Genomic DNA, 24,664 nt, shown 5'->3' on the forward strand with positions numbered 1-24,664 from the left:
ATCCGTTTCAATCTTTTTTCTGTTACCTTTCCGGCATCCGCCGTTCCGGTTTTCCCCGCTTCCTTTCGGTTGGGAGTGCAAAGGTAAGGAACTTTTCCGAACTTCCAAATAAAATAAATTTTATTTTTTCGTCTTCTTTTTTTCCCTTCCTCTTATTTCAATATGCCGGTTTTGACCAGCTTTCCGTTCTTCCGATCCGGGCTGCAAAGGTAGCAATCTTTTCTTCTCCCGCAATATTTATTTTAAAATAAATCCTTGCCTGCGCGCTCCAATGCCATCCTTTCAACCAAACCCTTCCTCCGAAGCGGGATGCAAAAGTAGGGATTTTTAACCTATATCCAAAGGATAGGCAAACATTAGTTACCCTATTTATGTAACACAATGGTTTTCAGACAGAAAAAATGTTGGCACATACAAAACTTTTTGAACGAAAGCATGTTTAGCGGCAGATGCATCACTTAAGGCTTCCGGAGTTTTCCCTGCAACCGGCCACTTGAAACTTAGGAAGCCCCTGCCACCTAAACCCGATAGCAGCGGGCATCCCGATTTTCATCGGGATAAAGCGGATAGCGGGAACATACCTATATAGTAGCACTAAACCTGCTTTGCTAAAAAAACAAAAGCACTCCTATATATAGTGTAGCAATAACATGGGTGAGTGAATAAACTTCCCAAGTTCTTGAGCAGCAATTAACAACCATCATATCGAATTTTTGAACAATAATTAATACTTTTATGGCTTATTAAACCATCCATATAAATGAAGTTGATGCTCAAACTATACTTTTCTCTGCTATTTATCGGCATGGCGGAAATCGGTTATGCGCAAAATTATAAAAATGAGCTTGTTATTATCTCCGAGAATGATGCTTATATAGATATTACGAGCGATCGATATTATACAAACGGTGCTTTTATCAAATATCGGCATGCCCTGAATGGGGAGAACTTAAAAGCAGGAAGAAGTAAAGAAATTATCGGTTTTGAATTCGGCCAAAAAATATACAATCCATATTACAGCTTTGTACCAAACCCTGCCCTACACGACCGCCCTTTTACGGCATACCTTTATGGCGAGGCAAATTATAGCCGGTTTTACGCAAATAAACAGATGCTTAAGGTTTCTGCACAGATTGGACTTACCGGAAAAGATGCTTTAGGTGAGCAGTTTCAAAAAGCATTTCATAAACTGGTTGGTCAAAATCAGATTGAAGGATGGGAATATGGTCTAAACAGCGAACCAACATTAAACCTGGGTGTAGAATATAATAGGCTTTTAATGAGCACAAACAATAAAATATTCGATATTACAGGAACAACGTCAGCAGCAGTTGGTAATGTGATTACAAAAGCAAATCTCGGGGCAATGTTCCGTCTGGGCAGATTTAATGATATGGATGGTTCATCGGCTTTTAATAGCTTGGTGAGCAATAACCATCTGAACAAAGCACAGCGCAAATACGAACTTTTCCTTTCTGTTAGTCCTCAGTTACATGCCATTGCTTTCGATTCGAGTTTGCAGGGTGGATTATTTTTGAATGATAAAGGCCCAATTACTTTTAAACCTAAGCCAATTGTTTTTACCACACAAGTAGGTTTAACCTTCGCCATTGCACGTTGGACAGCCAATTATACCGCTACTTTTACTTCGAACGAAGTTAAAAACAGTGCCACAGGCTACCGTTATGCCTTTTATAGTCTTGCTTACCGTTTTAGTAAAAGCTAATGAAAAAACAACTACTCTCTTTTATTTTCGTTATTACAGGTTGCACATTTGCTAAGGCTCAAATTGCACCCGAAAATCATTCGATTATTATCAAGCCCGTATTTGGCACACACGTAAATAATGACCAGGGTCATCTGTTTCAGGATCAGATTACCGGATTTGACGCGGCATATTTTAAAGACATCAGCCAGAACAGCGATAAATGGATCGGATTTGGTGGTGCCAAATCTTATGGGATCGGATTTGTTTTTAGAGATCTGAGCAAGCTGAAAGGTACAAAAGATACCTCAGCCAATGCTTTTGGACAGGTATATGGCTTAGTGGCACAGATGGATTTTCAGTTATTCAAAGTCGGAAAAGCTAAATTTAATTTTACGCCGGGCGTTGGCTTGGGTTATACAAACAAGTATTACTTTAATAATACCAAAAACCGATTTTTAGGAAGCCCGATTAACGAAACCATTAAAGCAGATTTAGGAATGGAGCTGCCCATGAGTAAATATACTGATCTACTGTTAGGCTTTGGCTTTCTACATGTATCTAATGGAGGGGCCACTGTTCCAAATGGTGGATTGAATACAGGAAATGTTTACATCGGACTTAAACTAAACAATCCAAAAACATTAACTGCTGAGCTGAAAAGCACCTACACCACTCTACAGCGTAATTCGATTGAGCTTAGTGCGGGTTTAGGCGCAAGGGGCGTATTTGCGAACAGGAACAAAAGCTTATACAAAAGCGGGTTATATGCAGGTTACAATTTTTACCTGAATGATGTGATGTCTCTTAAGGCTGGTGCGGATGCTGTTTATTATTATACTGTATTTGACCCAGATAATTATGGGGAAACTTTCCAAAACTACGGAACTTCGTATGATAAATGGCGTACCGGGGTCAGTGTTGGTGCTGATATCAACTTATGGCGCATAACCGTTGCGGCTCAGATTGGAAAATACATCCACTACAACAGATTGATGGATAAAGCGACCTGGTACTGGACCTTCGGACCTACTTTTAATATTACGCCACACATTGGCTTGCAGGCAAAAACCTATATGCACTTTGCCCAGGCAGATTATGTAAACTGGGGCGTGGTATATAGATTTTAATATTGCCCTGTGCTTAGCAACACCAAAGTACAGGCTTCAACGGGTTCGATATTGTGCTGATCCAATAATTTTTCGAGCTCATAATTTTCAGTTCCTGGATTGAAAATTACCCGCTTGGGTTTTGTTGCAAGGATGTAATCATGATATTGCGCCTGTAGAGGTGGCCCAATATATAAAGTTATGGTATCTATATCAGTGTGGATCTGATCCGGTTTTTCAATTTCTACGCCTGCAACCTCTCCTTTTTTTATGCCTACGTTAACAATCTCGTGATTGAAGCGCTTGAGCATATTGGCTGCTTTATAAGCGTATCTGGATGGGTTTGGCGATGCGCCGATAATAAGTGTCTTCTTCATAAAGGTGATTCCAAAGATTTATTGATTACAGATTAATTACTAAAACTTAGAAAGCAAAGCAATTTGACCGGAATGGTAAGCATGGTGTTGTGCCAAACCACTTAAAAGTTCTGCATTGGTTACCCCTGTTCCCAACGCCGGGTTCCGCTCACTCTTTACTTCATCATTCCATTGGTTATCTTTTATGCTTTCGCACAAGCGGATAAGTTCTTCATTAGCAATTTTAAAATTAAAGATAATGCGCTCCCAGGCCTTAGGCGTTCTACTTTCAGGCATTGGCCAATCGCCCATTGCGGGTTCTGCAGCAGGTTTCCCGCTCAGTCTTGAGGTAACTTCTTCTGTCCAAGCAGTTAAATGCAGGGCAATTTCGGCAATAGAATGCGCCCCTGGCACAAAATGACTAAATGCACTTTCAGGATTAACGTTATTTAAGGTTTGCATTACATGGTTACCATGCCAGGCATCACCATTAAATGCCTTTTTAATTTCGTTCGTGATATTAAACATACCAAAACAACAATTAGAGCAATATAAAGTTTGTTAAGATGCGTTTAATATTGCATTGGCACAGTTAATACCATCTATTGCTGCCGATACAATTCCACCGGCATAACCTGCGCCTTCTGCGCAAGGATATAAACCTTTTACCTGAGGATGCTGATAAGTCTCTTTATCTCTCGGAATTCTAACCGGGGAGGAAGTTCTGCTCTCTACCCCTACCAAAATGGCTTCATTTGTATAATAACCTTTAATCTTTTTTCCAAACAAGGGTAGTGCTGCACGTAAGCTATCCGATACGAAATCGGGTAAAATATTATCCAGCATTGAACTTTTGGTGCCAGGCAGATAGGAGTTCTTTGGTAGATCGATCGATAATTTATTGTTCACAAAATCAACCATGCGCTGGGCCGGAGCTACCAGATTTCCACCACCGGCCTCAAAAGCCAATTTTTCAATCTCCGATTGGAAGTGCAACATTCTAAGCGGATCGTAACCCTGAACATCGTTTAAGGTAACTTGAACCACCGTTCCAGAATTGGCATAAGGATTATTCCGTTTAGATGGCGACCAACCATTTACCACGATTTCATTTTCGCCTGTAGAACAAGGCGCAATAATGCCTCCAGGGCACATACAAAAAGAAAACACCCCACGGGCACCAACCTGCTCCACCAAACTGTAGTACGCGGGAGGTAAAAACTCCGATCTAATATTGCAGTGGTACTGGGCTGAATCAATAATTTCCTGAGGATGCTCAATCCGCACGCCTAAAGCAAACGGCTTCGCCTCAATCAGGATATTTTTACTGTTTAGCAATTCGTACACATCTCTTGCAGAATGACCAGTTGCCAAGATGATATCATCAGCAAACAACTTTTCTTCAAAATTTACCTCAATTCCTTTTACTTTTCCGAATTCGATCAAAATATCAGTCATACGGCTATCGAACATCACCTCGCCCCCAGCATTCAGGATAGTATCTTTTATGGAAGTGATAATATGCGGAAGTTTATTGGTGCCTATATGTGGGCGGGCATCGATAGCAATATCGGCTTCTGCCCCATGGTTTACAAAAACCTGGAGCACTTTATTAATATCGCCCCGCTTATTAGAACGGGTATACAGTTTACCATCCGAATAGGTTCCTGCCCCACCTTCACCATAACAATAATTAGATTCAGTATTCACTAATCCCTGTTTGTTTATGGCAGCCAAATCTCTCCGGCGTTGTTTTACATCTTTACCACGTTCGATAATAATGGGCTTTAATCCATTCTCTATACACTGCAAAGCTGCAAACAAGCCCGCCGGGCCAGCCCCGATAATAATCACAGGCTTAGCGTCGCTTACATTTTTATAATTAATGGTGTATACTTCGGAAATGGCTTCCTCATCTACAAAAACTTTTACCTGAAGTCTGAATATCACTTTTCTCGAGCGGGCATCTATCGATCTCTTCAGTATTTCATAGCCTTTAATTCTTGAACCAGGTAATTTTAGGGATTCAGCCAATTTCTGGTTAATCACTTCTTTTTGCTCTACCTCGTGCGGGAGCAGCGTAATTTCGATGTCTTTCTGCATATCATGTCAGGTTTTTATCCCGAACAGTACAAAGATAAATATCTGATAGCATATTTGATGATTTCAGCATATGAATAAAAACTATTAGCAGACTAAAGTAATGCTTTTATGTTTTTTGGAAAGCAATTGCAGTGTTTCATTGGAAAAAACTACAGTCCCGCTCTACCTCCAGCCCCGATGAAAAATCGGGGCTGGAGGTAGAGCGGGTTTAGATGGCGGCTTTGTTGCTACTATGCCGGTTTTCCGTGCCACAGCCCAAAGTTTTTAGCCCCGATCGGAGCGGGCACGAAGTAGAGCGAAGAGCGGGAGCAAACATTAAAAAAAGCGAATGACCTTGCGCTTCAAAACAAAAACATCAGTTTAAACATTACCCTAAGCTTGTCAACCTGTCAGATAAATACCGAAACTGTAACAAAGGCATGCAATTTGATATCTAATTCGTAAATTGACCATAAATCAATTCTATTAAAAAGACAAAAACCATAAAAATGAAAAGATTAATATTTGGAATTTTAGCTGCAGTTATTGCAGTGAGCACTTTAAGTTCATGCGGATATAACAGCATGGTTAAACTTGATGAAAACGTTAAATCGAAATGGGGAACTGTGCAAACCCAGTATCAAAGAAGAGCAGATTTAATTCCGAACCTGGTAGCTACGGTAAAAGGAGCGGCTAAATTTGAGCAAGGTACTTTAACTGCTGTAACCGAAGCACGTGCAAAAGCAACACAGATGACAGTTAAAGCTGACGAATTAACACCAGAAAACATCCAGAAATACCAGGCTGCTCAGGGACAATTGAGCCAGGCTCTGGGTAAATTATTATCGATTACAGAAAATTACCCTGAACTAAGAGCTACACAGCAATTTAGTGATTTATCGGCCCAGTTAGAAAGTACTGAGAACAGGATTACTGTTGCCCGTAAAGATTTTAATGATGCAGTACAAGAATATAATGGCAAAATCAGATCGTTTCCTACCAATTTAACAGCTGGCATGTTCGGCTTTAAAGCTAAAGGATATTTTGAAGCCGATGCTACTGCAAAAGACGCCCCTAAAGTAGAATTTTAATATTCTCAATTAATATATATAAGGGTAGTGAATGTTTATTAAATAAGCATTTATTACCCTTTTTACTTCATACAAAATAAGCACATGTCGTTATTTTCAGATATTGAACAAGAAAAAATAGCAACCGCGATCTCCGATGCAGAAAGAGCAACATCTGGAGAAATTAGGATTGCTATTGACAAACACTGCGCGGGTGACCCATACGAAAAAGCTATAGAATATTTTACAAAGCTGGATATGGACAAAACAGCCAAAAGAAATGGGGTACTGATTTACCTGGCACATGCCGATCATAAATTTGCCATTATTGGCGATGTGGGCATTAACCAGGTAGTACCTGAAAATTTTTGGGAAACGGCCAAAATAGCGATGACTGCACACTTTGCAAAAGGCAATTTAGCTGATGGCATTATTGCGGGCGTAGCATTGGCGGGAGAAAAGCTGGCCTTGTTCTTTCCTCCTCAAAAAGGCGACATTAATGAATTGCCAAATGATATCGTTTTTATGGACAATCTAGAGCAGAAATAAGCGATGAAGAAAACATTCCTTTTCTCGTTACTGAGTTTATTATTCACTTTCGCCTTTGCACAGGATTTTCCCGAGAAACCCAATACTTTGGTTAATGATTATGCTAATGTGCTATCAGCCGATCAAAAGCAGCAACTGGAAACTAAATTAGTAGCTTTTAATGATTCGTCATCAACGCAGATTGCTATAGCGATATTAAAATCTGTAGGCGATTATGATATTAATGAATACGCCGTTGAGCTGGGCCGAAAATGGGGAGTTGGCCAAAGTGGCAAAAACAACGGTATTATGATCGTTGTGGCTGTTGGCGACCGAAAAATCTCTATCCAAACGGGTTATGGCTTAGAAGGTGCATTACCTGATATTTATGCCAAGCGTATTATTGATAACGATATTAAACCCAATTTTAGAGCAGGAAACTATTATGCCGGCCTAGATGAAGGTACTACTTCGATTATAAAATATACCAAAGGTGAATATAAAAATGATAATCCTAAAACTTCTTCAAAGAAAGGTGGCGGAGGTGGTAGTATTGTGATTATTATCATTATTGTAATCGTAATCATCATCATCATGAGGAAAGGCGGCGGAGGCGGCAGTGAAGTAATTGGCGGTCGGGGTGCATCTAACGCTTTGTTCTGGGCTATGCTTTTTGGAAGCGGTGGCGGTGGTGGCCGAAACAGCGGTGGCTGGGGAGGCGGTTCTTCTGGTGGAGGCGGCGGTGGATTCGGTGGTTTTGGCGGAGGAAGCTTTGGTGGTGGTGGCAGCAGCGGAAGCTGGTAAACATATTAGTTCATTGGTCATTGGTCATTAAGTTAGAATCTACTGCATTTTGAACTTTCCAACAGATTAAAACATTACAACAATAATGTACAGAAGAGATTTAATCACAGCAGAAATACAGAAACTTGCACAGGTTTTGGCCCGTATTATGGGCTTAAAATTAGAAGGCAAGTTGGCCGAGGCCAATCAACTTTTTGACGAAACTATGGAAGGCGGTTTTCAATTACCAAAAGAAATTCTGGAAAATGAAGCGCTTTCCGTTTTTGAAAATTGGTTAGCGGAAGGCAACCTCCCTCCCGAAAAACTCGACTCACTGAGCGAATTCTTATATTACGAATTAGGTATAAGCCCCGATAGAAACCTAATGATTGCGCCAAAACTGAATTTAGTCTATCAATACCTGTCAGATCGGCACAAGATCGTACATTTGGTAAACTTGCACCGTCAGAAAACGATACAGCAATACCTTAGTTAAGCGTTGACAGTTTTCAGTTTGGAGTAATTCAATTAACATAAATAAAATAATGATTATAGAAAAGTGGCAAAAGCTTGCCTCTAAATATTTAGTAAAAGAAAAGTGGGCTACCTTAAGGGTAGACGAAGTTAAACTTCCTGATGGTATTATAAAAGACGATTATTATGTTTTAGAGTACCCGAACTGGGTTAATGCGATTGCACTGACAGAAGCAGGAAAAATAATCATGGTGCGCCAGTACCGCCATGCGGCCGATATTGTTTCGCTTGAAGTTCCGGGTGGTGTAATTGATGGCGACGAAGCACCTGAGTTCGCTGTTAAACGCGAACTCTTAGAAGAAACAGGTTACAGTTTCAAAACCTGCAAACTTATTGCCGAGCTTTATCCTAATCCGGCAACATCAAACAACAGAACCTTTACCTATTTCTTAACAGGTGGTATTAAAACGCATGAACAGCATTTAGATGAACATGAAATATTAAATGTTGAAGAATATACTGTTGAGGAGGTAAGGCAACTGATTAAGGAAAATAAAATAGCTCAGGCATTACATGTTGCGGCCTTATTATATGGCTTAGCTGAAGTAGAAAAACTTTAAACTTATCTTGGTCAAAACGAAAAGCTCCTTAACCCAAATAAATTAAGGAGCTTTTTTATTAGTGAACAGTTTTGCTACCTAATACTTCGTAAGCTTTTTCGAGGTATAATTTCTTATCTTTTTCTTCGTTTCCAGTAAGCTGACCAATTTTAATGTCACCCACTAATCCTGCTCCGACGTTCACGTATTGTTTTAAATTCCTGTCGATGGTAATGCCTTCTGTTAGTACCAAAAATGCGCCATCACTAAGTTTATGTTCCTGATTTGCCGAAGTTAATCCATTTGTTTTATTCCCAATTATGGTAACATTTTTCTGTCCTACGAAAGATATAGCGGCAAATTCGGCGCTACTGGCAGTTCTTTCATTTATCAATAACACCAGATTAGGATTCTTGATTTTTATTTTATGGGTAGTTAGTTTAAATAGATAAACAGCTTTTTTATTTTCGAATAACCTATCATCTTTAAAATTAAAAAAATTGTTTTCCCCATTTCTATCTATCCAGCCGATTACATTAGATTGATCTAGCAATGGAGCAATTGCCGCATACATTGGCGCAAACATTCCGCCTTCATTATCCCTCAGATCCAATATCCATCCTTTAGGTTTTTGAGCTGAAAGTTTTGACAGCTCTGCTCTAAAATTATTTACAAATTCGTTCCATTCATCCATATTATAAGAATAAAAGGCTGGTAATACGATATATGCATAACGATTTGCTAAAAATGCCGTCTTTATTTCAGGGAAGGATATTCCTGTTGCACGGTAACCTTTCACGTAAGATGCTACAGTTTCGGGCGGAAAAAACTTGGAATGCGAATCACCTAGTTTTTCCAGTACGTTTTTTATAATGGGGTAGGTTTCCCTAATACTTTTTAACTTGCCAATCTTTTGTGCAACCTCCAGATCAATTTTATTCCAATCCATTTTGCCACTATTTATCGATCTGTTCTTTATAATCTGAAGCACATTATCTACATAAATTTTAATGCTGTCTCTGTTTTGAGTTTGTACCACTGCGTTAACTTTAAAACCAGCCAACAGCAATAGTGATAAAAAAATCTTTTTCATAAATATATTTTAAGGAGTTACTGAACTGATTTAATAGCAAATTTGAGCTGCCTATCCATATCTGAGAAGATATCTTCAATTTTTGGTTTAACTATTTTATTGATCCTCACTCCTTTTCCCTGTGCTGGCGTTCCATCTGGATAATAAATGGCATTACCTGTAAAACAGATATTGTAATTTCCGGGAATATTAATTTGCTTTTCGTCGCCATCTGCCCCCGCCGATTGCTCGCCGATGGTAATCGCCTTAGGGAATATGTGCTGCAGATTCATGCTGTACCATTCTGATGCACTTTGTGTTTGCGCATTAACAATAATGCATACTTTACCTTTATAACTGAAACCATCTGTAGTTACATTATCTGGATAGTAAGTAATTGTACCGGGGATAGCAGTAAAACTTCCAAGGTTTTGGGTATCAGCCTGAAAATACTGCGCAAAAAGGTTATTCTGTTTTGAGAATTTTTTATAAATGTAGTGAAAAACAAAACCACCCCAATGTGGATAGCCCCTCATATCGAAGATCATTCCTTTTTGTTTTGCAGCTAAGTTTAAAATAGAATCAATTTTTGTATCCAAATGATCATCGTGTACGTCATTTAACAACTCATGTATTTTATCGATATTAAAATAAGCGATTTCATTATCTATCACCCGAAATGGCAAAATACTTTCCGCCACCTTCAATTTGGCATTCATGTAGTTGTTGATCGCCTTAATAGCTACACCATTTTTTGTAGTTACAAAAGCTACCGAAAGCACTTTTTTCTTTCCCGATGAAGAAACGGCTAAACGAAATCGCGAAGAATCACTGCTCCATATCAAATTGGTCTTGTAATTGTTCAATTTATAAACCAGGGTATTCCGGTTCGAAGCAGAAAGCAGTTCTTTGAGACCGTCGATCAGTTTATTTACCGTTACTCCATTAACCGCTGTGATTAAATCACCAGCCTTAATGCCTGCTGCTGTACACAGGTCTGGAACAATAATTCTCTTAACCAGTATTTTGTTATCGATAATCTGGTAGTCGAAAGGAGGATAATAATTGTTTTTAAAGATCTCCCTTTTATAAGTTAGGTCATCGTAAAAGCGGTTGTAGGCATGAGTATCGTTTAGTTTGGCCACAATTTTAAGAAGCAGCACTTCATAATCCATACGGGAAACACAGTTTTTAAACAGCAGGATATTATTCTTCACTGTTTGATCCCAGCCTTCATCCATTAAACCTTTATGTGGATAGAGATAATCGATTACGCCTTGTAGCCTGGCCAACGCTAATAGCCTCATGCCCAAAGGCAGGTTTATTGAATCCGGGAATTTGTATTTCCGCTCATTAGGGATTTCTGAGGCGTAGTTAAGGGTTGGCACATAATATTTCCCAACGGTATCGCGGTGCGTGTAAACATCCAATAGTTCATTTTTCAGTTCAGCATTGATCAACGCATTCTTCAGGTACCATTTATGTAACGGATTAACTTCCAAAACAGTTAGATTAGTATTTTTCAGATCCTTTTTATTAGTACCGAGATCAGTAATAATCATCCGCATCAAAAATGTATTCAGCTCAGTCTTACTACTAATATTATCCAACAGGCTCTGGTTTTTCATAAAAACAGCATCTGCATCCTTTTTTCCACTTGCAAATTGTGGATGATAATATTTCAGGAAATTCCATGTTTTAAAAAAGAGAAAGTATTTCTCGGTTTCATTTATGGGTTGTGCACTAGCATGATAAAAAGCACACATTAGCAATAAGGTATAAAAACAGCGTGTTAGTTTAAATAGATTTCTCATTCCCTGATGATTTAATTTTCTCCAAAATTGACACGAAAAGAAAATAATAAAGGATGTAATTGATCAAACCCAAAATTTCATTGCTGAATAGCCTTTTTAGTCCAAAAAAGGGTAAAACATGATAATTCCGGCCTTGGTGTATAAAATTCAGGGTTTTATACTTTTTAAAGTGCTCTTATAAGGTGATTATAGTATTTTTAGCAAATTTCGGAAATGAAGAAAGCGTATTTTATATACCTACACATTGGCTATTGGCTAATTTTATGGCTAAAAGAGTTTTTATTTGGTTTTCAAACCTACAATCTTAACGATTTAAGTTTTGCAACCATTGTATCAACTTTAAGCGTTAAGCTTATTGTGCTTTTTTTTCCGGTATGCATTTTCTACGCTAATTTTTTAGTATTGGTACCAAAACTGGTCAGGACAAAAAAAATTATACTTTACATAGCAGTACTTTTTATTCTTTTCTCCTTGCTGGCTCCTATCCACAAATATGTGTATGCAACGCTGCTCCCACTAAAATTCGGTTGGTACTCTTATGTATATATAGATAAGCTGAATTTTTGGTTATCATTCCAAACTTTACTGTTTGAAAACTATGTGTACATTTTCTTCAGCATAGCTATAAGTTATGTTGGCGAATATTTTGAAACACAGAAAAAACAACAGGAACTGGAGAAAGAACAAGCCATAACAGAATTGGCTTACTTAAAATCGCAGATTAACCCGCATTTTTTATTTAATACCCTGAACGATATTTATTCATTAACCTACCAAAAAGCAGAGATGGCACCCGAAGCGGTATTAAAATTATCGGAACTGCTAAGGTACATGCTTAAAGAGAGCAACGATAGATTTGCTTCGGTTGAAAGGGAAATCAACTACCTGAAAAATGTGGTAGAATTATTTGAAATAGGGCAAAAAGGTAGCGCCTATATCGATCTCGAAATTAATGGGAATTATAAAAATAGGAAGATTGCGCCACTGATATTGATTAATTTTATAGAGAATGCTTTTAAACACGGAATTGTAAATGACCCTAATAACCCTGTAAGGATTAAACTTTATATCAATGAAAGCGATTTTGATTTTGAGGTTTTTAATAAAAAGAATAAGGATTACAAAGATAAAACCGGTGGTATAGGACTGACCAACGTACAGAGAAGGTTGGCACTGATTTACCCCGATCGGCATAAGCTCGAAATTATTGATGAAAATGATACTTTTACCGTTCACCTGAATATAGAAAACATATGATCCGTTGTGTAGTTGTGGATGATAAGCCGCTTGCTATCGATATCCTGAATGATTATATCAGTAAAATTCCAGACCTAACGCTTGCTTTTAGCAGTACCAACCCATTAGAGGCTTTAGAATATGTGATGAAAAATGATGTAGAACTCGTTTTTCTGGATATACAGATGCCGCAGCTCAATGGTGTACAGTTCATGAAAATTGTGAACGAAAAATGCCTGATTATCCTGACTACGGCTTATGCAGAATATGCGTTGGACGGTTTTGAAAACAATGCGGTTGATTATCTCCTTAAGCCGGTATCTTTTGAGCGCTTTTATAAAGCTGCACAAAAAGTTGTGCGCCATTTCAGTTTAGCAGCGCCAGCGCAAGCAAGCAACGCTTATCAACCTGCAGAATCCGAAAATGACTTCATCTTTGTAAAAACTGAATATAAATTGATCAGAATCAACACAGATGATATCCTTTTCGTAGAAGGCATGCAAAATTATGTAGCTATCCAGACCAAAACAGATAAAATCCTATCGCTTCAAAGTATAAAGAAAACTGAAGAACAGCTCCCCAAAAAGCAATTCATCAGGGTACATAGATCTTTCATTGTTGCGGTAAAAAAGATAAATAGTATCGAAAGAGCCAGGATATATATTGGCGATGCTGTTATTCCTTTTGGCGATTTGTACAAAGAAGATTTTTATAAACTGATAGAGGGCAAAAAGTAAAGGCCAGATAAAATACCTGGCCTTTACTGTTAACGCATAAACTTTTGAACATAAACGAAAGATTTTATTTAAACCCTTCTATCTTTCCGTTCCTGAACTTAGTCTAGCTCATTTTTAATTTCTTTTGGATATCGTGTACGTAAGCTTTAAACTTTTTATCAGTATCAATTAAATCTTCTACTGTTTGGCAAGCATAAATTACGGTACTGTGATCGCGGCCGCCGAAGAAAGCACCAATCGTTTTCAAAGATGATTTAGTATGGCTTTTAGAAAGGTACATCGAAATCTGACGTGCCTGAACAATTTCACGTTTACGCGTTTGCGATTTAACCATATCAACTGGAACCTCGAAATACTCACAAACCAATTTCTGGATATATTCCATTGAAATTTCTTTAGAAGTATTTTTAATAAAGTTCTTCAGCATTTGCTTAGCAAGCGCTAAATCGATTTCTTTTTTATTCAAAGTGGCCTGTGCCAGAAGAGATACCATAGCGCCCTCTAATTCACGCACATTGTTATCAATGTTGTGTGCCACATATTCTACCACCTCGCCTGGTAACTCAATACCATCAGCATACATTTTCTTTCTTAAAATAGCAATACGCGTTTCCAGATCAGGGATCTGTAGATCTGCAGATAAACCCCATTTAAAACGGCTTAACAAACGCTCTTCCAAACCAGCTAAATCTTTTGGTGCTTTATCAGATGTTAAGATTACCTGTTTGCCCGACTGGTGTAGGTGGTTAAAGATATGGAAGAAAATATCCTGTGTTTTTTCCTTACCAGCAAAGTTGTGTACATCATCCATAATGATCACATCCATTGCCTGATAAAAGTTAACGAAATCGTTAATGGTGTTGTTTTTCAATGAATCTACAAACTGCTGGCAGAACTTCTCACAGCTTACATAGATCACCAACTTATCTGGCATGCTGCGTTTAATCTCGTTACCGATCGCTTGCGCCAAGTGTGTTTTACCCAAACCTACTCCACCGTAAATCATTAAAGGGTTAAAAGATGTGCCTCCTGGTTTAGCAGCTACAGCGTAACCTGCAGAACGCGCCAAGCGGTTGCAATCTCCCTCAATATAATTTTCGAAAGTATAGTTAGAGTTTAATTGTGGATCAACATTTAATTTTTTTAATCCAGGGATAATAAAAGGGTTTTTAATATCCTTATTAATGGAAACCGGAATCGGCATCGATTGTACCTTTGCCTCCGCTCCATTTCCATTTGAGGGCATATTGGTAGTATAAGGATTACCGCTGTTTGATGATTTATCTACAACGATGTTATATTCCAACCTGCCATCCTCTCCAAGTTGTTTTTTTACAGTCTTGCGCAGCAAGCCCACATAATGTTCTTCAAGCCATTCGTAAAAGAACAAACTTGGCACCTGTATAGTTAAAACCTTACCTTCCAATTTAAGGGCTGTTATTGGCTCGAACCAAGTTTTGAAACTTTGACTCGGAATGTTATCCTTAATAATTTGAAGACAGTTCTTCCATACTTCTGTACAAGTTTTTTCCATTGCGATTTCTATAATTTATTGGTTTACAGTGCCTATTCGAATTAAAGGGATGGTCCGTTTAGGGACTACGAATATTGAGAAAATTATCAACATTTTAAACAAAAATTTCAAATAAATCGTAACATACTGATAAGGAATATAGTAGCCCGCTTAACCTCAATTTTTTATGTTGATAACTATTTATTAACACTGGTTATCCACATTAACCATTACTTAACATTAAAATACCCTCATCACATCGAATTGCTGTTGAAAAAGCAAAATCTAAGCCATTTTAAGTACTAGTTAAGCGTTTTAGTTTTTTTAAATCTCGAATAAACTGAAAATCAAAGCCATAAGATAAATAAATTAATATTAATTTAAGCCGATCGTTTAAATTGATTTTGTATTATTTCATTATGCCTTGTTTTTGTATGAATTTCACGACACTTTAGCTTATTATTTTAAGATCAATGAACGAAGTATCTGTTCATTTTATCATCGTTTCATTAAAAGCAAAATACTTTTAATTTTAATCTGGAATAAATCACAGAATCAGGGTGCTTAAGTTTCTTAGTAAACTCCAAAAGTACCCCTAAACACATCTGCAATTTCGCCAAGTGTAGCATACTTTTCAACAGCATCTATAATCAATGGCATCAAATTTTCTTCACCTTTAGCAGCTTCACGCAACCTTTGCAATGCTTTTTCTACATCATCACGATCGCGCGTAGCTTTTAAAGCTTCCAGTTTTTCTGTTTGCAGTTTGCGGATTGAATCATCAATATTAAAAACCTCTGTCAAGCCATCTTCCTCCTGGGTAAATTTATTTACACCTACCGAGATCCTTTCGCCATTTTCGATTTCTTTCTGATATTGGTAAGCTGCATCAGCAATCTCATTTTGCATATAGTTGCTTTCGATGGCATTAACCGAGCCGCCCATTACATCTATGCGGTCGATATAAGCCCAGGCAGCAGCCTCTACTTCATCAGTTAAGCTTTCCACAAAGAACGACCCCGCCAATGGATCTACGGTGTCGGTAACGCCGCTCTCGAAGGCAATGATCTGCTGGGTACGCAAAGCAATTTTTGCAGCCGATTCGGTTGGAAGCGAAAGCGCTTCATCATAACCATTGGTATGTAAGGATTGGGTTCCGCCAAGAACTGCAGCCATAGCCTGATTGCTTACCCTGATTACATTGTTTAATGGTTGTTGCGCCGTTAAGGTTGAGCCTCCGGTTTGGGTATGAAACCTTAACATCTGCGCTTTTTCGTCTGTGGCACCCAAATCTTTGGTAATTTTCGCCCACATCCGCCTTGCAGCCCTAAATTTAGCTATTTCTTCAAAGAAATTATTGTGACAATTGAAGAAGAACGATAACCGTTTCGCAAACACATTAATATCTAAACCTTTATCCAGCGCTGCTTTTAGGTAGGTTTTACCGTTAGCCAATGTAAAAGCAAGTTCTTGCACAGCGGTTGATCCAGCTTCACGAATATGATAGCCTGATATAGAAATGGTATTCCACTTCGGCACTTCTTTGCTACAAAACTCAAAAATATCGGTAATTAAACGCATCGATTGTTTTGGCGGATAGATATATGTGCCTCTTGCTGCATATTCTTTTAAAATATCATTCTGTATCGTCCCCGAAATCTGTTTTAAATCTGCACCTTGTTTTTTAGCCAGCGCAATATACATGGCCAGTAAAATTGAAGCCGTTGCATTGATCGTCATCGAAGTAGTAATGTCTTTCAGCTCAATACCATCAAATAAAATTTCAATATCCTTTAACGAATCGATAGCTACCCCCACCTTACCCACCTCTCCATCGGCCATTTCATGATCAGAATCGTAACCGATCTGTGTTGGAAGATCAAAAGCAACAGATAAGCCCGTTGTTCCCTGAGCCAATAAATAATGATAACGCTTGTTTGATTCTTCAGCGGTCGAAAAACCAGCATACTGCCTCATCGTCCACAAGCGACCGCGGTACATATCCTTCTGGATTCCCCTGGTAAAAGGAAATTCTCCAGGCAACTCTTCCATTGGCCTCGCTTCGGTATACAGCGCTTTTATTTCAATACCTGAAGTGGTGGTATATTTTTTCTCGCTCATAATTGGTTAGTTTATTCGTTCAATGGTCATTGGTTCATTGGTCAAGCCGAGTTGGCTAATTGCGCATATTTTGCAGATCAATCTAAAACAGTTAACCAATTAACCACATCAAAAAAGTTGGTGAATATCCTTTTTGATCAGTTCGATGGTTAAATCGTAAGGATTTTCATCAATACTGGCCATGTGCTGTAAAATTGCTTTACTCAACTCAATTCCATTTGCATCAGGAGGTAAACCTTGTACTGCATTGTTAATCATGGCAATAGTATCGTCTTTTAATTTACGGACCACACCCCAGGTTACGCTATCTACATACAACTGTTGGGTAATATTATGTTGGTACTCTGAGCGGACTTCATTTAAAACACCAGCTTGCAGCGTAGCAATGGCAATTCCTTGCTGATGCAGGCGAACAAGCAAATTTGCAGGGTTAATACGATCGATAAATATAATTAAACGCTCGTGTGCCTGTAAGCGCAAAGGCAAAATATGTGCCCGGCTTTCTTTGTTCAGCTCGATGGTTTTTAAGTTAAAGAAACGCTGGATATCGTTCTTTAAAATATAATAAACAGCCATTAGTGCAATGAAAATGCCTGCAAATAAGATCACTATATCAACTAAAATTTGTTGGGTATTCATAAGTATTGTTTAATTACGGTAATATTAACGGACCGTTAAAAGCAAAAATGTGCATTATTATTTATATTTGTAACAGATAAAATTTAAATAACATGAGCACAACAGTTGATACAGCATTTGCACCAGTTACTTTTTCTGAAGGAGCAGCTAAAGAGTTATATAAATTAAAGGATCAGCAGGAGATCAGTGAAGATTATGGATTACGTGTTGGCGTAGAAGGTGGCGGCTGTGCTGGCATGAATTACGTTTTAGGTTTTGATCAGAAAAAAGATGGCGATCAGGAATTTTTTATTGATGGTATTAAGGTTTTTATGAACAAAGCACACCAGATGTACTTAATGGGCATGATGATCGATTGGCAGGATGGATTAAATTCACGCGGTTTTACCTTCGTTAATCCTAACGCAACCAGCACCTGCGGTTGTGGCACGAGTTTCTCGGCATAAATAAAATATTATTGTAACATATAGTGCAGTCCCCTTGTCTAAACATCGGGACTTTTTTTATTTTTACCCATAGAGGTTGAAGGCAAAAGGTATAGGGTATAAGGTTAATCCATCTTAATACTTGATACTCAATACTTGATCCGATACTTGATACTTACAATAAATGAATTACAGAGAAAACATCAGACTGGCATTAGAATCTATTAAAGCGAACCGCTTACGTACTATGCTTACCGCCTTAATTATTGCCATTGGTTTAATGGCTTTGGTTGGGATTTTAACCACTCTCGATGCTGTAAAGAAAAGTATGACGGATGCTTTTAGTAGCATGGGAGCCAACTCTTTTACCATCAGAAACCGCGGTACGGGGATTAGAATTGGTAATGGCAAACGCCCAAAACCTTTTAAAGCCATCCGCTACGAAGATGCCGTTAAATTTAAAGATAGTCTGAATACGCCTGCAACTGTTGCCGTAAGTGTTTTTGCCAGTGGTGGTTCTACCATCAAATATGGGAGTTTAAAAACCAATCCCAATATCAATGTTCAGGGTATAGATGAAAATGGCTTAGCCTCTCAGGGATTAAATTTATCACAAGGAAGAAATTTTAGTGTTTCTGAAATACAGCTCGGAAGCAACGTTTGTATTGTTGGTGGCGAAGTAGTTGAAAAATTATTTAAAGATTCCGATCCGTTAGACAAACTGATCAACGTAGGTAACAACCGCTTTAAAATTGTTGGCATATTAGAGAAAAAAGGATCGAGCATGGGCTTTAGCGGCGATAGGGCGGTTTATGTGCCTTTGCTAAAAGCCAAACAGATTAATGCTAATGCCAATCCATCTTACACCATAACGGTAATGGTACCCAGCAATGAGATGCAGGAAAACATTATTGGCGAATCTACTGCACTATTCAGAAATATCCGGAAGGTAAAAGTGAACGAAACCAATAATTTCGAGATTACCAAGAGTGATGCTATTGCTCAAACTTTATTCGAAAACCTGGCATTTGTAGCTATTGGTGGTGTTGCCATTGGAATTATAACCCTGATTGGAGCTTCAATCGGCTTAATGAATATCATGCTGGTTTCGGTTACTGAACGTACACGCGAAATAGGCATCCGTAAAGCTATTGGCGCAAACCCGAAGGTAATTCGCCGCCAATTCTTGATCGAGGCTGTGGTAATCTGTTTAATGGGTGGAGCCCTGGGGATTTTTCTGGGAATAGTTTTAGGAAACCTGATCTCCCTCGCTATGGGTGGTGCATTCTTAATCCCCTGGCTATTTATTATTGGTGGTTTTGTATTATGTGTATTGGTAGGTATCCTATCTGGGTATTACCCTGCTAAAAAAGCATCAAAGCTAGATCCTGTAGAGGCCTTGAGGTACGAATAACCCCCAGCCCCTAAAGGGGAGTTAATGGCAGGGAGTATATAGCAACAGTAAATCTATATTTTATCCTTCCTCTAGTTCTGTCCAAAGTTATTTAACTAACAAAATTAAATAACGTCTTTTTTAAAAGATTAGTTATTACCGTCAGCAAGGCAAAGTCCCTTTTAGGGGATTTAGGGGGCCTAAAGCAAGGCGTTATTCAACTGAGACTGAGTAAGCAGTTGTTGCATCAAGGGCATACTAAGACTATCTTCGAGCGCTGCAGCATGTTTTAAATGGTGCATATCACTGCCTACAAAATCGACCATATGGTTTTCGACCATTTCTCCTGCTACTTTTTTTGCGCCAGCACCATAATAACCTGTTAAAGCAATGCCGTTCATTTGCAACAGGCAGCCGGTTTCTCTGATCTGATGATAACTTTCGAAAGAATTGTAGTAGTAAGGGTAACGCTCAGGATGCGCCAACACAGGTTTGTATCCGGCATCCTGCATCATCTTTATAAAATCGATCAGGTTCTGAGGGGCATTTATATAAGATAATTCAAACAAAAGATAATTATTCCCAAAAGTTAAAACCTCTTTCTGTCTGATTTTTTTCTCCAGGGTTTCATCCAGATAATATTCGGCAGCGGCATCAACTTCCAGATCGAGTTCAATTTCTTGCAAACCTTTTCGTAATGTATCAAGGCCACGGTTAATGGTATCGGGCGTATTCCGAAAATAATCAGCCATGATGTGCGGAGTGGCAATCAGTTTCTTATAACCTAAAGCTTTAAATTTTTTCGCCAAAAGGAAAGAATCTTTAAGCGTTTGTGCACCATCGTCAATCCCAGGAATAATGTGCGAATGCATATCTGTTCCAATACCGGAGAAGTTAAATTCGGGTGCTATTTTTTTCTTTTTAAATAATCCGAACATAATGGTAGATCATAGCTTTAACTTATCTCTTTTGGCAAATTACTTGCCTCTGCTGCACCAGCTAATTTAGAGGAATAGATTTTATCGAGCAAATTATTTAAGTCTTCACTTAAATCGAACTGCAGGTCTTCGTGCAGTTTTTTGAATTTATTTAGGGTTACCGCGACAGTTTTTAAGTAAAATATACTAAAAAGCATCATAAAATCACGGTAACCAAAAATTGATTTCTTATAATCAAAAGGGATGGCATTGAGGATAAACAGTTTCAATTCTACCTCACCAACAGGATCTTTAGTCACTTTATAAAAATGATTAACCGAGGTAATCATTTTCCGAACCTTTACCAATGCCTCTTTGGCATTTAGTTTTTTCAGTTCCAGAATCTGTTCTTCCACATCGGCTTTAATCCTTTCCTTCCGATCTTCCAAATCGGTTTCATCTTCTAACAATTTGTAATGAAGATGCTCTGTAAGCACTTTATCTTTAGCCACCAAACGCAGCAATAGCTTGTCTTTTTCTTTGACAGGCAATTCTGTTATAGCAGTTTTTAGATCCTTGTGCTCCGATAACTTCATTTAAAAAGGGTTAGCCTTGATGTATTTTTCCCACTCCCATGCAGAGCGCATCATCTCATTGATATCAAGATTGGCTTTCCAGCCCAGTTCGTTATTCGATTTTTGAACGTCGCCATAAATCTGAACAATATCACCGGCCCTTCTTGGACCGATTTTATACTCAAGTTTCTCTCCGTTCACTTTTTCGAAAGCTGCAATAATTTCTAAAACCGAAGAGCCTTTACCAGTACCAATATTGAACACATCATAATTACCGTTAGGATTTCCTTCTTCCAGTTTCTTAATCGCTGCAACGTGTGCTTTTGCCAGATCAACCACATGGATATAATCGCGGATGGCGGAACCATCAGGCGTATTGTAATCGTCGCCATAAACCGTAATCGGACCACGTTTGCCAATAGCCGATTGGGTTATGAAAGGGACAAGATTGGCAGGAACACCATTTGGCAATTCGCCAATTAAAGCGGTTTCGTGCGCTCCAACAGGATTGAAATAACGCAAAGCGATAACATTTAGGTTGGGAGTTACTGCAGCAGTTTCTGCCAATATTTCTTCGGCAATCTGTTTGGTATTTCCGTAAGGCGATTCGGCTTTCTGTACTGGCGCAGCTTCAGTTACCGGTAAAGTTTCTGGCTGACCATAAACGGTACAAGATGAAGAAAAAACAAAATTGATCTTCCTGTTAAACGAAGTTAATAGGTTAATTAAACCGTAAAAATTGTTTTTATAATACTTTAAGGGTTGTTCTACCGATTCGCCAACAGCTTTTGATGCTGCAAAATGAATAATTCCATCAATATCGGTGTGATTTTCTGCAAATTCCTGAACTGCTCTATCATCCTGTAAATCGATCTCATGAAAATCGAACCATTTGCCAGTAATCGCATGAAGCTGGGTTAAAATTTTGATGTTCGAGTTAGAAAGGTTATCTACAATTACGACTTCGTATCCTGCGTTGTGTAACTCTACTGCTGTGTGCGAACCTATATATCCTGTTCCACCAGTAACTAATATTTTTGCCATTTTAACGGTTAAATGTGGTAAAATCTTTATGATCTATCTTCTCCAAAGCCTCTGCAGGCAATGATTTAAAATATTCGTATGTAATTTTCAATCCTTCAGCACGGCCTACTTTTGGCTCCCATCCTAATATCGCTCTCGCTTTGGTAATATCAGGTCTGCGCTGTTTAGGATCATCCTGCGGAAGTTCTTTATAAACAATTTTCTGCGTGGTGCCCGTAAGTTTGATAATTTCCTCACAGAACTGCTTGATGGTGATTTCATCCGGATTACCAATGTTTACAGGCTGTGCATAATCGCTCATCAATAAACGGTAAATTCCTTCAATCAGGTCATCAACATAACAGAAAGAACGTGTCTGACTTCCGTCACCAAAGATAGTTAAATCTTCGCCTCTTAAGGCCTGCCCGATAAAAGCTGGTAAAACACGACCATCATTCAGGCGCATTCTTGGCCCGTAAGTATTAAAGATTCTGACGATTCTGGTTTCTACGCCATGGAAGGTATGGTAGGCCATGGTGATGGCTTCCTGAAAACGTTTGGCCTCATCATAAACGCCACGTGGACCAACCGGGTTTACATTGCCCCAATATTCCTCTGGCTGAGGGTTTACATTTGGATCGCCATATACCTCAGAGGTTGATGCAATCAACATCCTCGCATTTTTATTCCTGGCAAGGCCCAAAAGATTATGCGTACCCAACGAACCTACTTTAAGGGTCTGTATCGGAATTTTAAGGTAATCGATCGGACTTGCAGGTGAAGCAAAGTGTAAAATGTAATGAAGTTTGCCCGGAATATGTACAAATTTGGAAACATCATGGTTATAAAACTCGAAATTTTCCAGTTTGAACAAGTGTTCGATATTTGCCATATCGCCCGTAATCAGGTTATCCATTCCGATAACGTGATAGCCCTCTTTCACAAAACGATCACAAAGGTGCGAGCCTAAAAATCCGGCGGCACCTGTAATCAATATTCTCTTTTGACCCATTTTAATCTATTAGTTTTCTACCTATGCTATTATAATAATAGCCAAGATCGATCATTTTTTGCAAATCGTACAAATTTCGACCGTCGAAAACCACTTTATTTTTTAAAATGTTGTCGATTTTCTCAAAATCAGGGTTACGGAAAACCGACCATTCTGTTGCAATCAACAGTGCGTCAGCACCTTCTAAAGCTTCGTATTGGTTTTTAGCATAATTTACCTGATCGCCAATAACGTTTTTAACATTTGTCATCGCCTCCGGATCGAACACGGTAACGGTTGCACCGTTCTTAACCAGTGCATCGATAATATATAAGGCCGGTGCCTCGCGGATATCGTCGGTTTCTGGTTTAAAGGCCAAACCCCAAAGTGCAAAATGTTTGTCCTTGATATCACCTTTATAGTATTTAAGCACTTTGTCAACCAGGATTGTTTTTTGTCTTTCATTAACCTCCATTACCGATTTCAGGATCTGAAAATCGTAGGCATAATCATCAGATGATTTTACCAATGCCTGAACATCTTTAGGGAAACATGAACCGCCGTAACCTACCCCCGGAAAAAGAAAACGTTTACCGATACGGTCATCAGAACCAATGCCCCTTCTTACCGAATCAACATCAGCACCTACGAGCTCACAAAGGTTGGCTACCTCGTTCATGAAGGTAATTTTGGTGGCGAGGAAAGAGTTTGCCGCATATTTAGTCAATTCAGAAGAACGCTCATCCATAAAAAGAATCGGGTTCCCCTGACGTACATAAGGACCGTATAGTTCAGTCATCAGCTTTTTCGCCTTTTCACTTTTTGTACCAAGCACAACACGGTCTGGTTTCATAAAGTCATCAACTGCTACACCCTCTCTTAAAAACTCAGGATTGGATACCACGTCTACTTCAATCGAAGTATTTTCGGCAAAAACAGCCTTTACCTTATCGGCCGTTCCAACCGGAACCGTTGATTTATTTACGATGACCTTATATTCGGTAATCAGTTTTGAAATATCCTTTGCAGCGCCTAAAATATAAGAAAGATCAGCAGCGCCGTCTCCACCCGGAGGCGTTGGCAAAGCCATAAAAATAATCTGCGCATCTTTTACAGCATCTGCAAGATTTGTCGTAAAAGTTAACCTTTCCTGTTCTATATTTCTATGGAACAAAAGATCTAAACCAGGCTCATAAATCGGCACTTCGCCAGCTTGCATTTTTTTTACTTTCGCTTCATTAATGTCAACACATATTACATCATTTCCTGTTTCTGCTAAACAGGTTCCGGTAACTAAACCTACGTATCCGGTACCAATAACGGCTATCTTCATCTGTTATAATTTATTAAACAATATTAAATTGTTTTTTATCGGTTTTAATGAGCTCGCAAGCTCGGTTACTTTTAGCTGCTATGAAGTAATCATGACCTGTCTATTTATTGTATTGAATGATAGGCCAAATCGCGAGAACTCCATATATTTTTAAGCTTTTTAAATATAT

The 24,664-nt window shown here is 38.6% G+C and carries 24 protein-coding genes; 11 read left to right on the top strand and 13 right to left on the bottom strand.

Annotated features, from left to right (window positions below; genetic code table 11):
• The first annotated feature begins 769 nt into the window (after nt 1-769).
• Entirely contained in the window at nt 770-1,726 is a 957-nt protein-coding gene (locus ASU31_RS03940; RefSeq protein ID WP_167346154.1) for a lipid A deacylase LpxR family protein, read from the top strand.
• The gene (locus ASU31_RS03945; RefSeq protein ID WP_057931101.1) at nt 1,726-2,835 is read left to right on the top strand and encodes an acyloxyacyl hydrolase; all 1,110 of its coding nucleotides are present in this window, start codon (nt 1,726-1,728) and stop codon (nt 2,833-2,835) included. The genes ASU31_RS03940 and ASU31_RS03945 overlap by 1 nt, the downstream gene beginning before the upstream one ends.
• Here ASU31_RS03945 and ASU31_RS03950 read toward each other — a convergent pair.
• The 3 genes from ASU31_RS03950 to ASU31_RS03960 are packed head-to-tail and all read right to left on the bottom strand — an operon-like array spanning nt 2,832 to nt 5,273.
• Nucleotides 2,832-3,191 (bottom strand): CoA-binding protein, encoded by a 360-nt coding sequence (locus ASU31_RS03950; protein ID WP_057931102.1) that lies wholly within the window; start codon nt 3,189-3,191, stop codon nt 2,832-2,834. The genes ASU31_RS03945 and ASU31_RS03950 overlap by 4 nt on opposite strands.
• A 39-nt stretch (nt 3,192-3,230) precedes the next feature.
• Nucleotides 3,231-3,698 carry a DinB family protein gene (locus tag ASU31_RS03955; protein WP_057931103.1) on the bottom strand — a complete coding sequence of 156 codons (468 nt, stop codon included), beginning with the start codon at nt 3,696-3,698 and terminating at the stop codon, nt 3,231-3,233.
• Between the two features lie 33 nt (nt 3,699-3,731).
• A complete protein-coding gene (locus ASU31_RS03960) occupies nt 3,732-5,273 on the bottom strand; it encodes an NAD(P)/FAD-dependent oxidoreductase (RefSeq protein ID WP_057931104.1) in 1,542 nt (513 codons plus the stop codon).
• Nucleotides 5,274-5,761: 488 nt separating this feature from the next.
• On the opposite strand from ASU31_RS03960, the gene ASU31_RS03965 reads away from it, so the two are divergent.
• The 5 genes from ASU31_RS03965 (at nt 5,762) to ASU31_RS03985 (ending at nt 8,727) form a co-directional block, all read left to right on the top strand.
• Nucleotides 5,762-6,343, top strand: a complete 582-nt coding sequence (locus tag ASU31_RS03965; RefSeq protein ID WP_029275651.1) for a LemA family protein — start codon at nt 5,762-5,764, stop codon at nt 6,341-6,343.
• Between the two features lie 84 nt (nt 6,344-6,427).
• The gene (locus tag ASU31_RS03970; protein ID WP_057931105.1) at nt 6,428-6,871 is read left to right on the top strand and encodes a TPM domain-containing protein; all 444 of its coding nucleotides are present in this window, start codon (nt 6,428-6,430) and stop codon (nt 6,869-6,871) included.
• Nucleotides 6,872-6,874: 3 nt separating this feature from the next.
• The gene (locus ASU31_RS03975) at nt 6,875-7,654 is read left to right on the top strand and encodes a TPM domain-containing protein (RefSeq protein WP_057931106.1); all 780 of its coding nucleotides are present in this window, start codon (nt 6,875-6,877) and stop codon (nt 7,652-7,654) included.
• An 85-nt stretch (nt 7,655-7,739) separates the two neighbouring features.
• Nucleotides 7,740-8,129: a hypothetical protein gene (locus ASU31_RS03980; protein ID WP_057931107.1), complete on the top strand. Its 390-nt coding sequence runs from the start codon at nt 7,740-7,742 to the stop codon at nt 8,127-8,129.
• A 49-nt stretch (nt 8,130-8,178) separates the two neighbouring features.
• Nucleotides 8,179-8,727, top strand: a complete 549-nt coding sequence (locus ASU31_RS03985) for an NUDIX hydrolase (RefSeq protein WP_083505267.1) — start codon at nt 8,179-8,181, stop codon at nt 8,725-8,727.
• Between the two features lie 58 nt (nt 8,728-8,785).
• On the opposite strand, the gene ASU31_RS03990 is transcribed toward ASU31_RS03985, so the two are convergent.
• Both ASU31_RS03990 and ASU31_RS03995 read right to left on the bottom strand, forming a co-directional pair.
• A complete protein-coding gene (locus ASU31_RS03990) occupies nt 8,786-9,799 on the bottom strand; it encodes a S41 family peptidase (protein ID WP_057931108.1) in 1,014 nt (337 codons plus the stop codon).
• Nucleotides 9,800-9,816: 17 nt separating this feature from the next.
• Nucleotides 9,817-11,592, bottom strand: coding sequence for a S41 family peptidase (locus ASU31_RS03995; RefSeq protein ID WP_083505268.1), 1,776 nt, complete (start codon nt 11,590-11,592; stop codon nt 9,817-9,819).
• A 213-nt stretch (nt 11,593-11,805) separates the two neighbouring features.
• Here ASU31_RS03995 and ASU31_RS04000 point away from each other — a divergent pair, with 213 nt between their 5' ends.
• Both ASU31_RS04000 and ASU31_RS04005 read left to right on the top strand, forming a co-directional pair.
• Nucleotides 11,806-12,849, top strand: a complete 1,044-nt coding sequence (locus ASU31_RS04000; protein ID WP_057931110.1) for a sensor histidine kinase — start codon at nt 11,806-11,808, stop codon at nt 12,847-12,849.
• Nucleotides 12,846-13,565 carry a LytR/AlgR family response regulator transcription factor gene (locus ASU31_RS04005; protein ID WP_057931111.1) on the top strand — a complete coding sequence of 240 codons (720 nt, stop codon included), beginning with the start codon at nt 12,846-12,848 and terminating at the stop codon, nt 13,563-13,565. Before ASU31_RS04000 ends, ASU31_RS04005 begins: the two co-directional genes overlap by 4 nt.
• A gap of 103 nt (nt 13,566-13,668) precedes the next feature.
• Here ASU31_RS04005 and dnaA read toward each other — a convergent pair whose 3' ends face one another.
• The 3 genes from dnaA to ASU31_RS04020 form a co-directional block, all read right to left on the bottom strand.
• On the bottom strand, nt 13,669-15,099 hold the full coding sequence (gene dnaA, locus ASU31_RS04010; protein WP_029275646.1) for a chromosomal replication initiator protein DnaA: 1,431 nt from the start codon (nt 15,097-15,099) through the stop codon (nt 13,669-13,671).
• Nucleotides 15,100-15,651: 552 nt separating this feature from the next.
• On the bottom strand, nt 15,652-17,199 hold the full coding sequence (locus ASU31_RS04015) for an acyl-CoA mutase large subunit family protein (RefSeq protein ID WP_057931112.1): 1,548 nt from the start codon (nt 17,197-17,199) through the stop codon (nt 15,652-15,654).
• A gap of 108 nt (nt 17,200-17,307) precedes the next feature.
• Nucleotides 17,308-17,838, bottom strand: coding sequence for a DUF7935 family protein (locus ASU31_RS04020; protein WP_057931113.1), 531 nt, complete (start codon nt 17,836-17,838; stop codon nt 17,308-17,310).
• Nucleotides 17,839-17,930: 92 nt separating this feature from the next.
• Between ASU31_RS04020 and ASU31_RS04025 the strand changes: the two genes are divergently transcribed.
• A complete protein-coding gene (locus ASU31_RS04025) occupies nt 17,931-18,284 on the top strand; it encodes a HesB/IscA family protein (RefSeq protein ID WP_057931114.1) in 354 nt (117 codons plus the stop codon).
• 163 nt (nt 18,285-18,447) lie between these two features.
• Nucleotides 18,448-19,677: an ABC transporter permease gene (locus ASU31_RS04030; protein WP_057931115.1), complete on the top strand. Its 1,230-nt coding sequence runs from the start codon at nt 18,448-18,450 to the stop codon at nt 19,675-19,677.
• Between the two features lie 179 nt (nt 19,678-19,856).
• Here ASU31_RS04030 and ASU31_RS04035 read toward each other — a convergent pair whose 3' ends face one another.
• Genes ASU31_RS04035 through ASU31_RS04055 form a run of 5 tightly spaced genes read right to left on the bottom strand, consistent with a single transcriptional unit; the run spans nt 19,857 to nt 24,495 of the window.
• Nucleotides 19,857-20,594: a tyrosine-protein phosphatase gene (locus ASU31_RS04035; protein WP_057931116.1), complete on the bottom strand. Its 738-nt coding sequence runs from the start codon at nt 20,592-20,594 to the stop codon at nt 19,857-19,859.
• Between the two features lie 17 nt (nt 20,595-20,611).
• On the bottom strand, nt 20,612-21,169 hold the full coding sequence (locus ASU31_RS04040; RefSeq protein ID WP_057931117.1) for a hypothetical protein: 558 nt from the start codon (nt 21,167-21,169) through the stop codon (nt 20,612-20,614).
• Nucleotides 21,170-22,192 (bottom strand): UDP-glucose 4-epimerase GalE, encoded by a 1,023-nt coding sequence (galE, locus tag ASU31_RS04045; protein ID WP_057931118.1) that lies wholly within the window; start codon nt 22,190-22,192, stop codon nt 21,170-21,172.
• Nucleotide 22,193: 1 nt separating this feature from the next.
• Entirely contained in the window at nt 22,194-23,183 is a 990-nt protein-coding gene (locus ASU31_RS04050) for a UDP-glucuronic acid decarboxylase family protein (protein ID WP_057931119.1), read from the bottom strand.
• A 1-nt stretch (nt 23,184) separates the two neighbouring features.
• Nucleotides 23,185-24,495, bottom strand: a complete 1,311-nt coding sequence (locus tag ASU31_RS04055; RefSeq protein WP_057931120.1) for a UDP-glucose dehydrogenase family protein — start codon at nt 24,493-24,495, stop codon at nt 23,185-23,187.
• Nucleotides 24,496-24,664: the final 169 nt, after the last annotated feature.

Source organism: Pedobacter ginsenosidimutans (assembly GCF_001442625.1).
GTDB lineage: Bacteria > Bacteroidota > Bacteroidia > Sphingobacteriales > Sphingobacteriaceae > Pedobacter > Pedobacter ginsenosidimutans.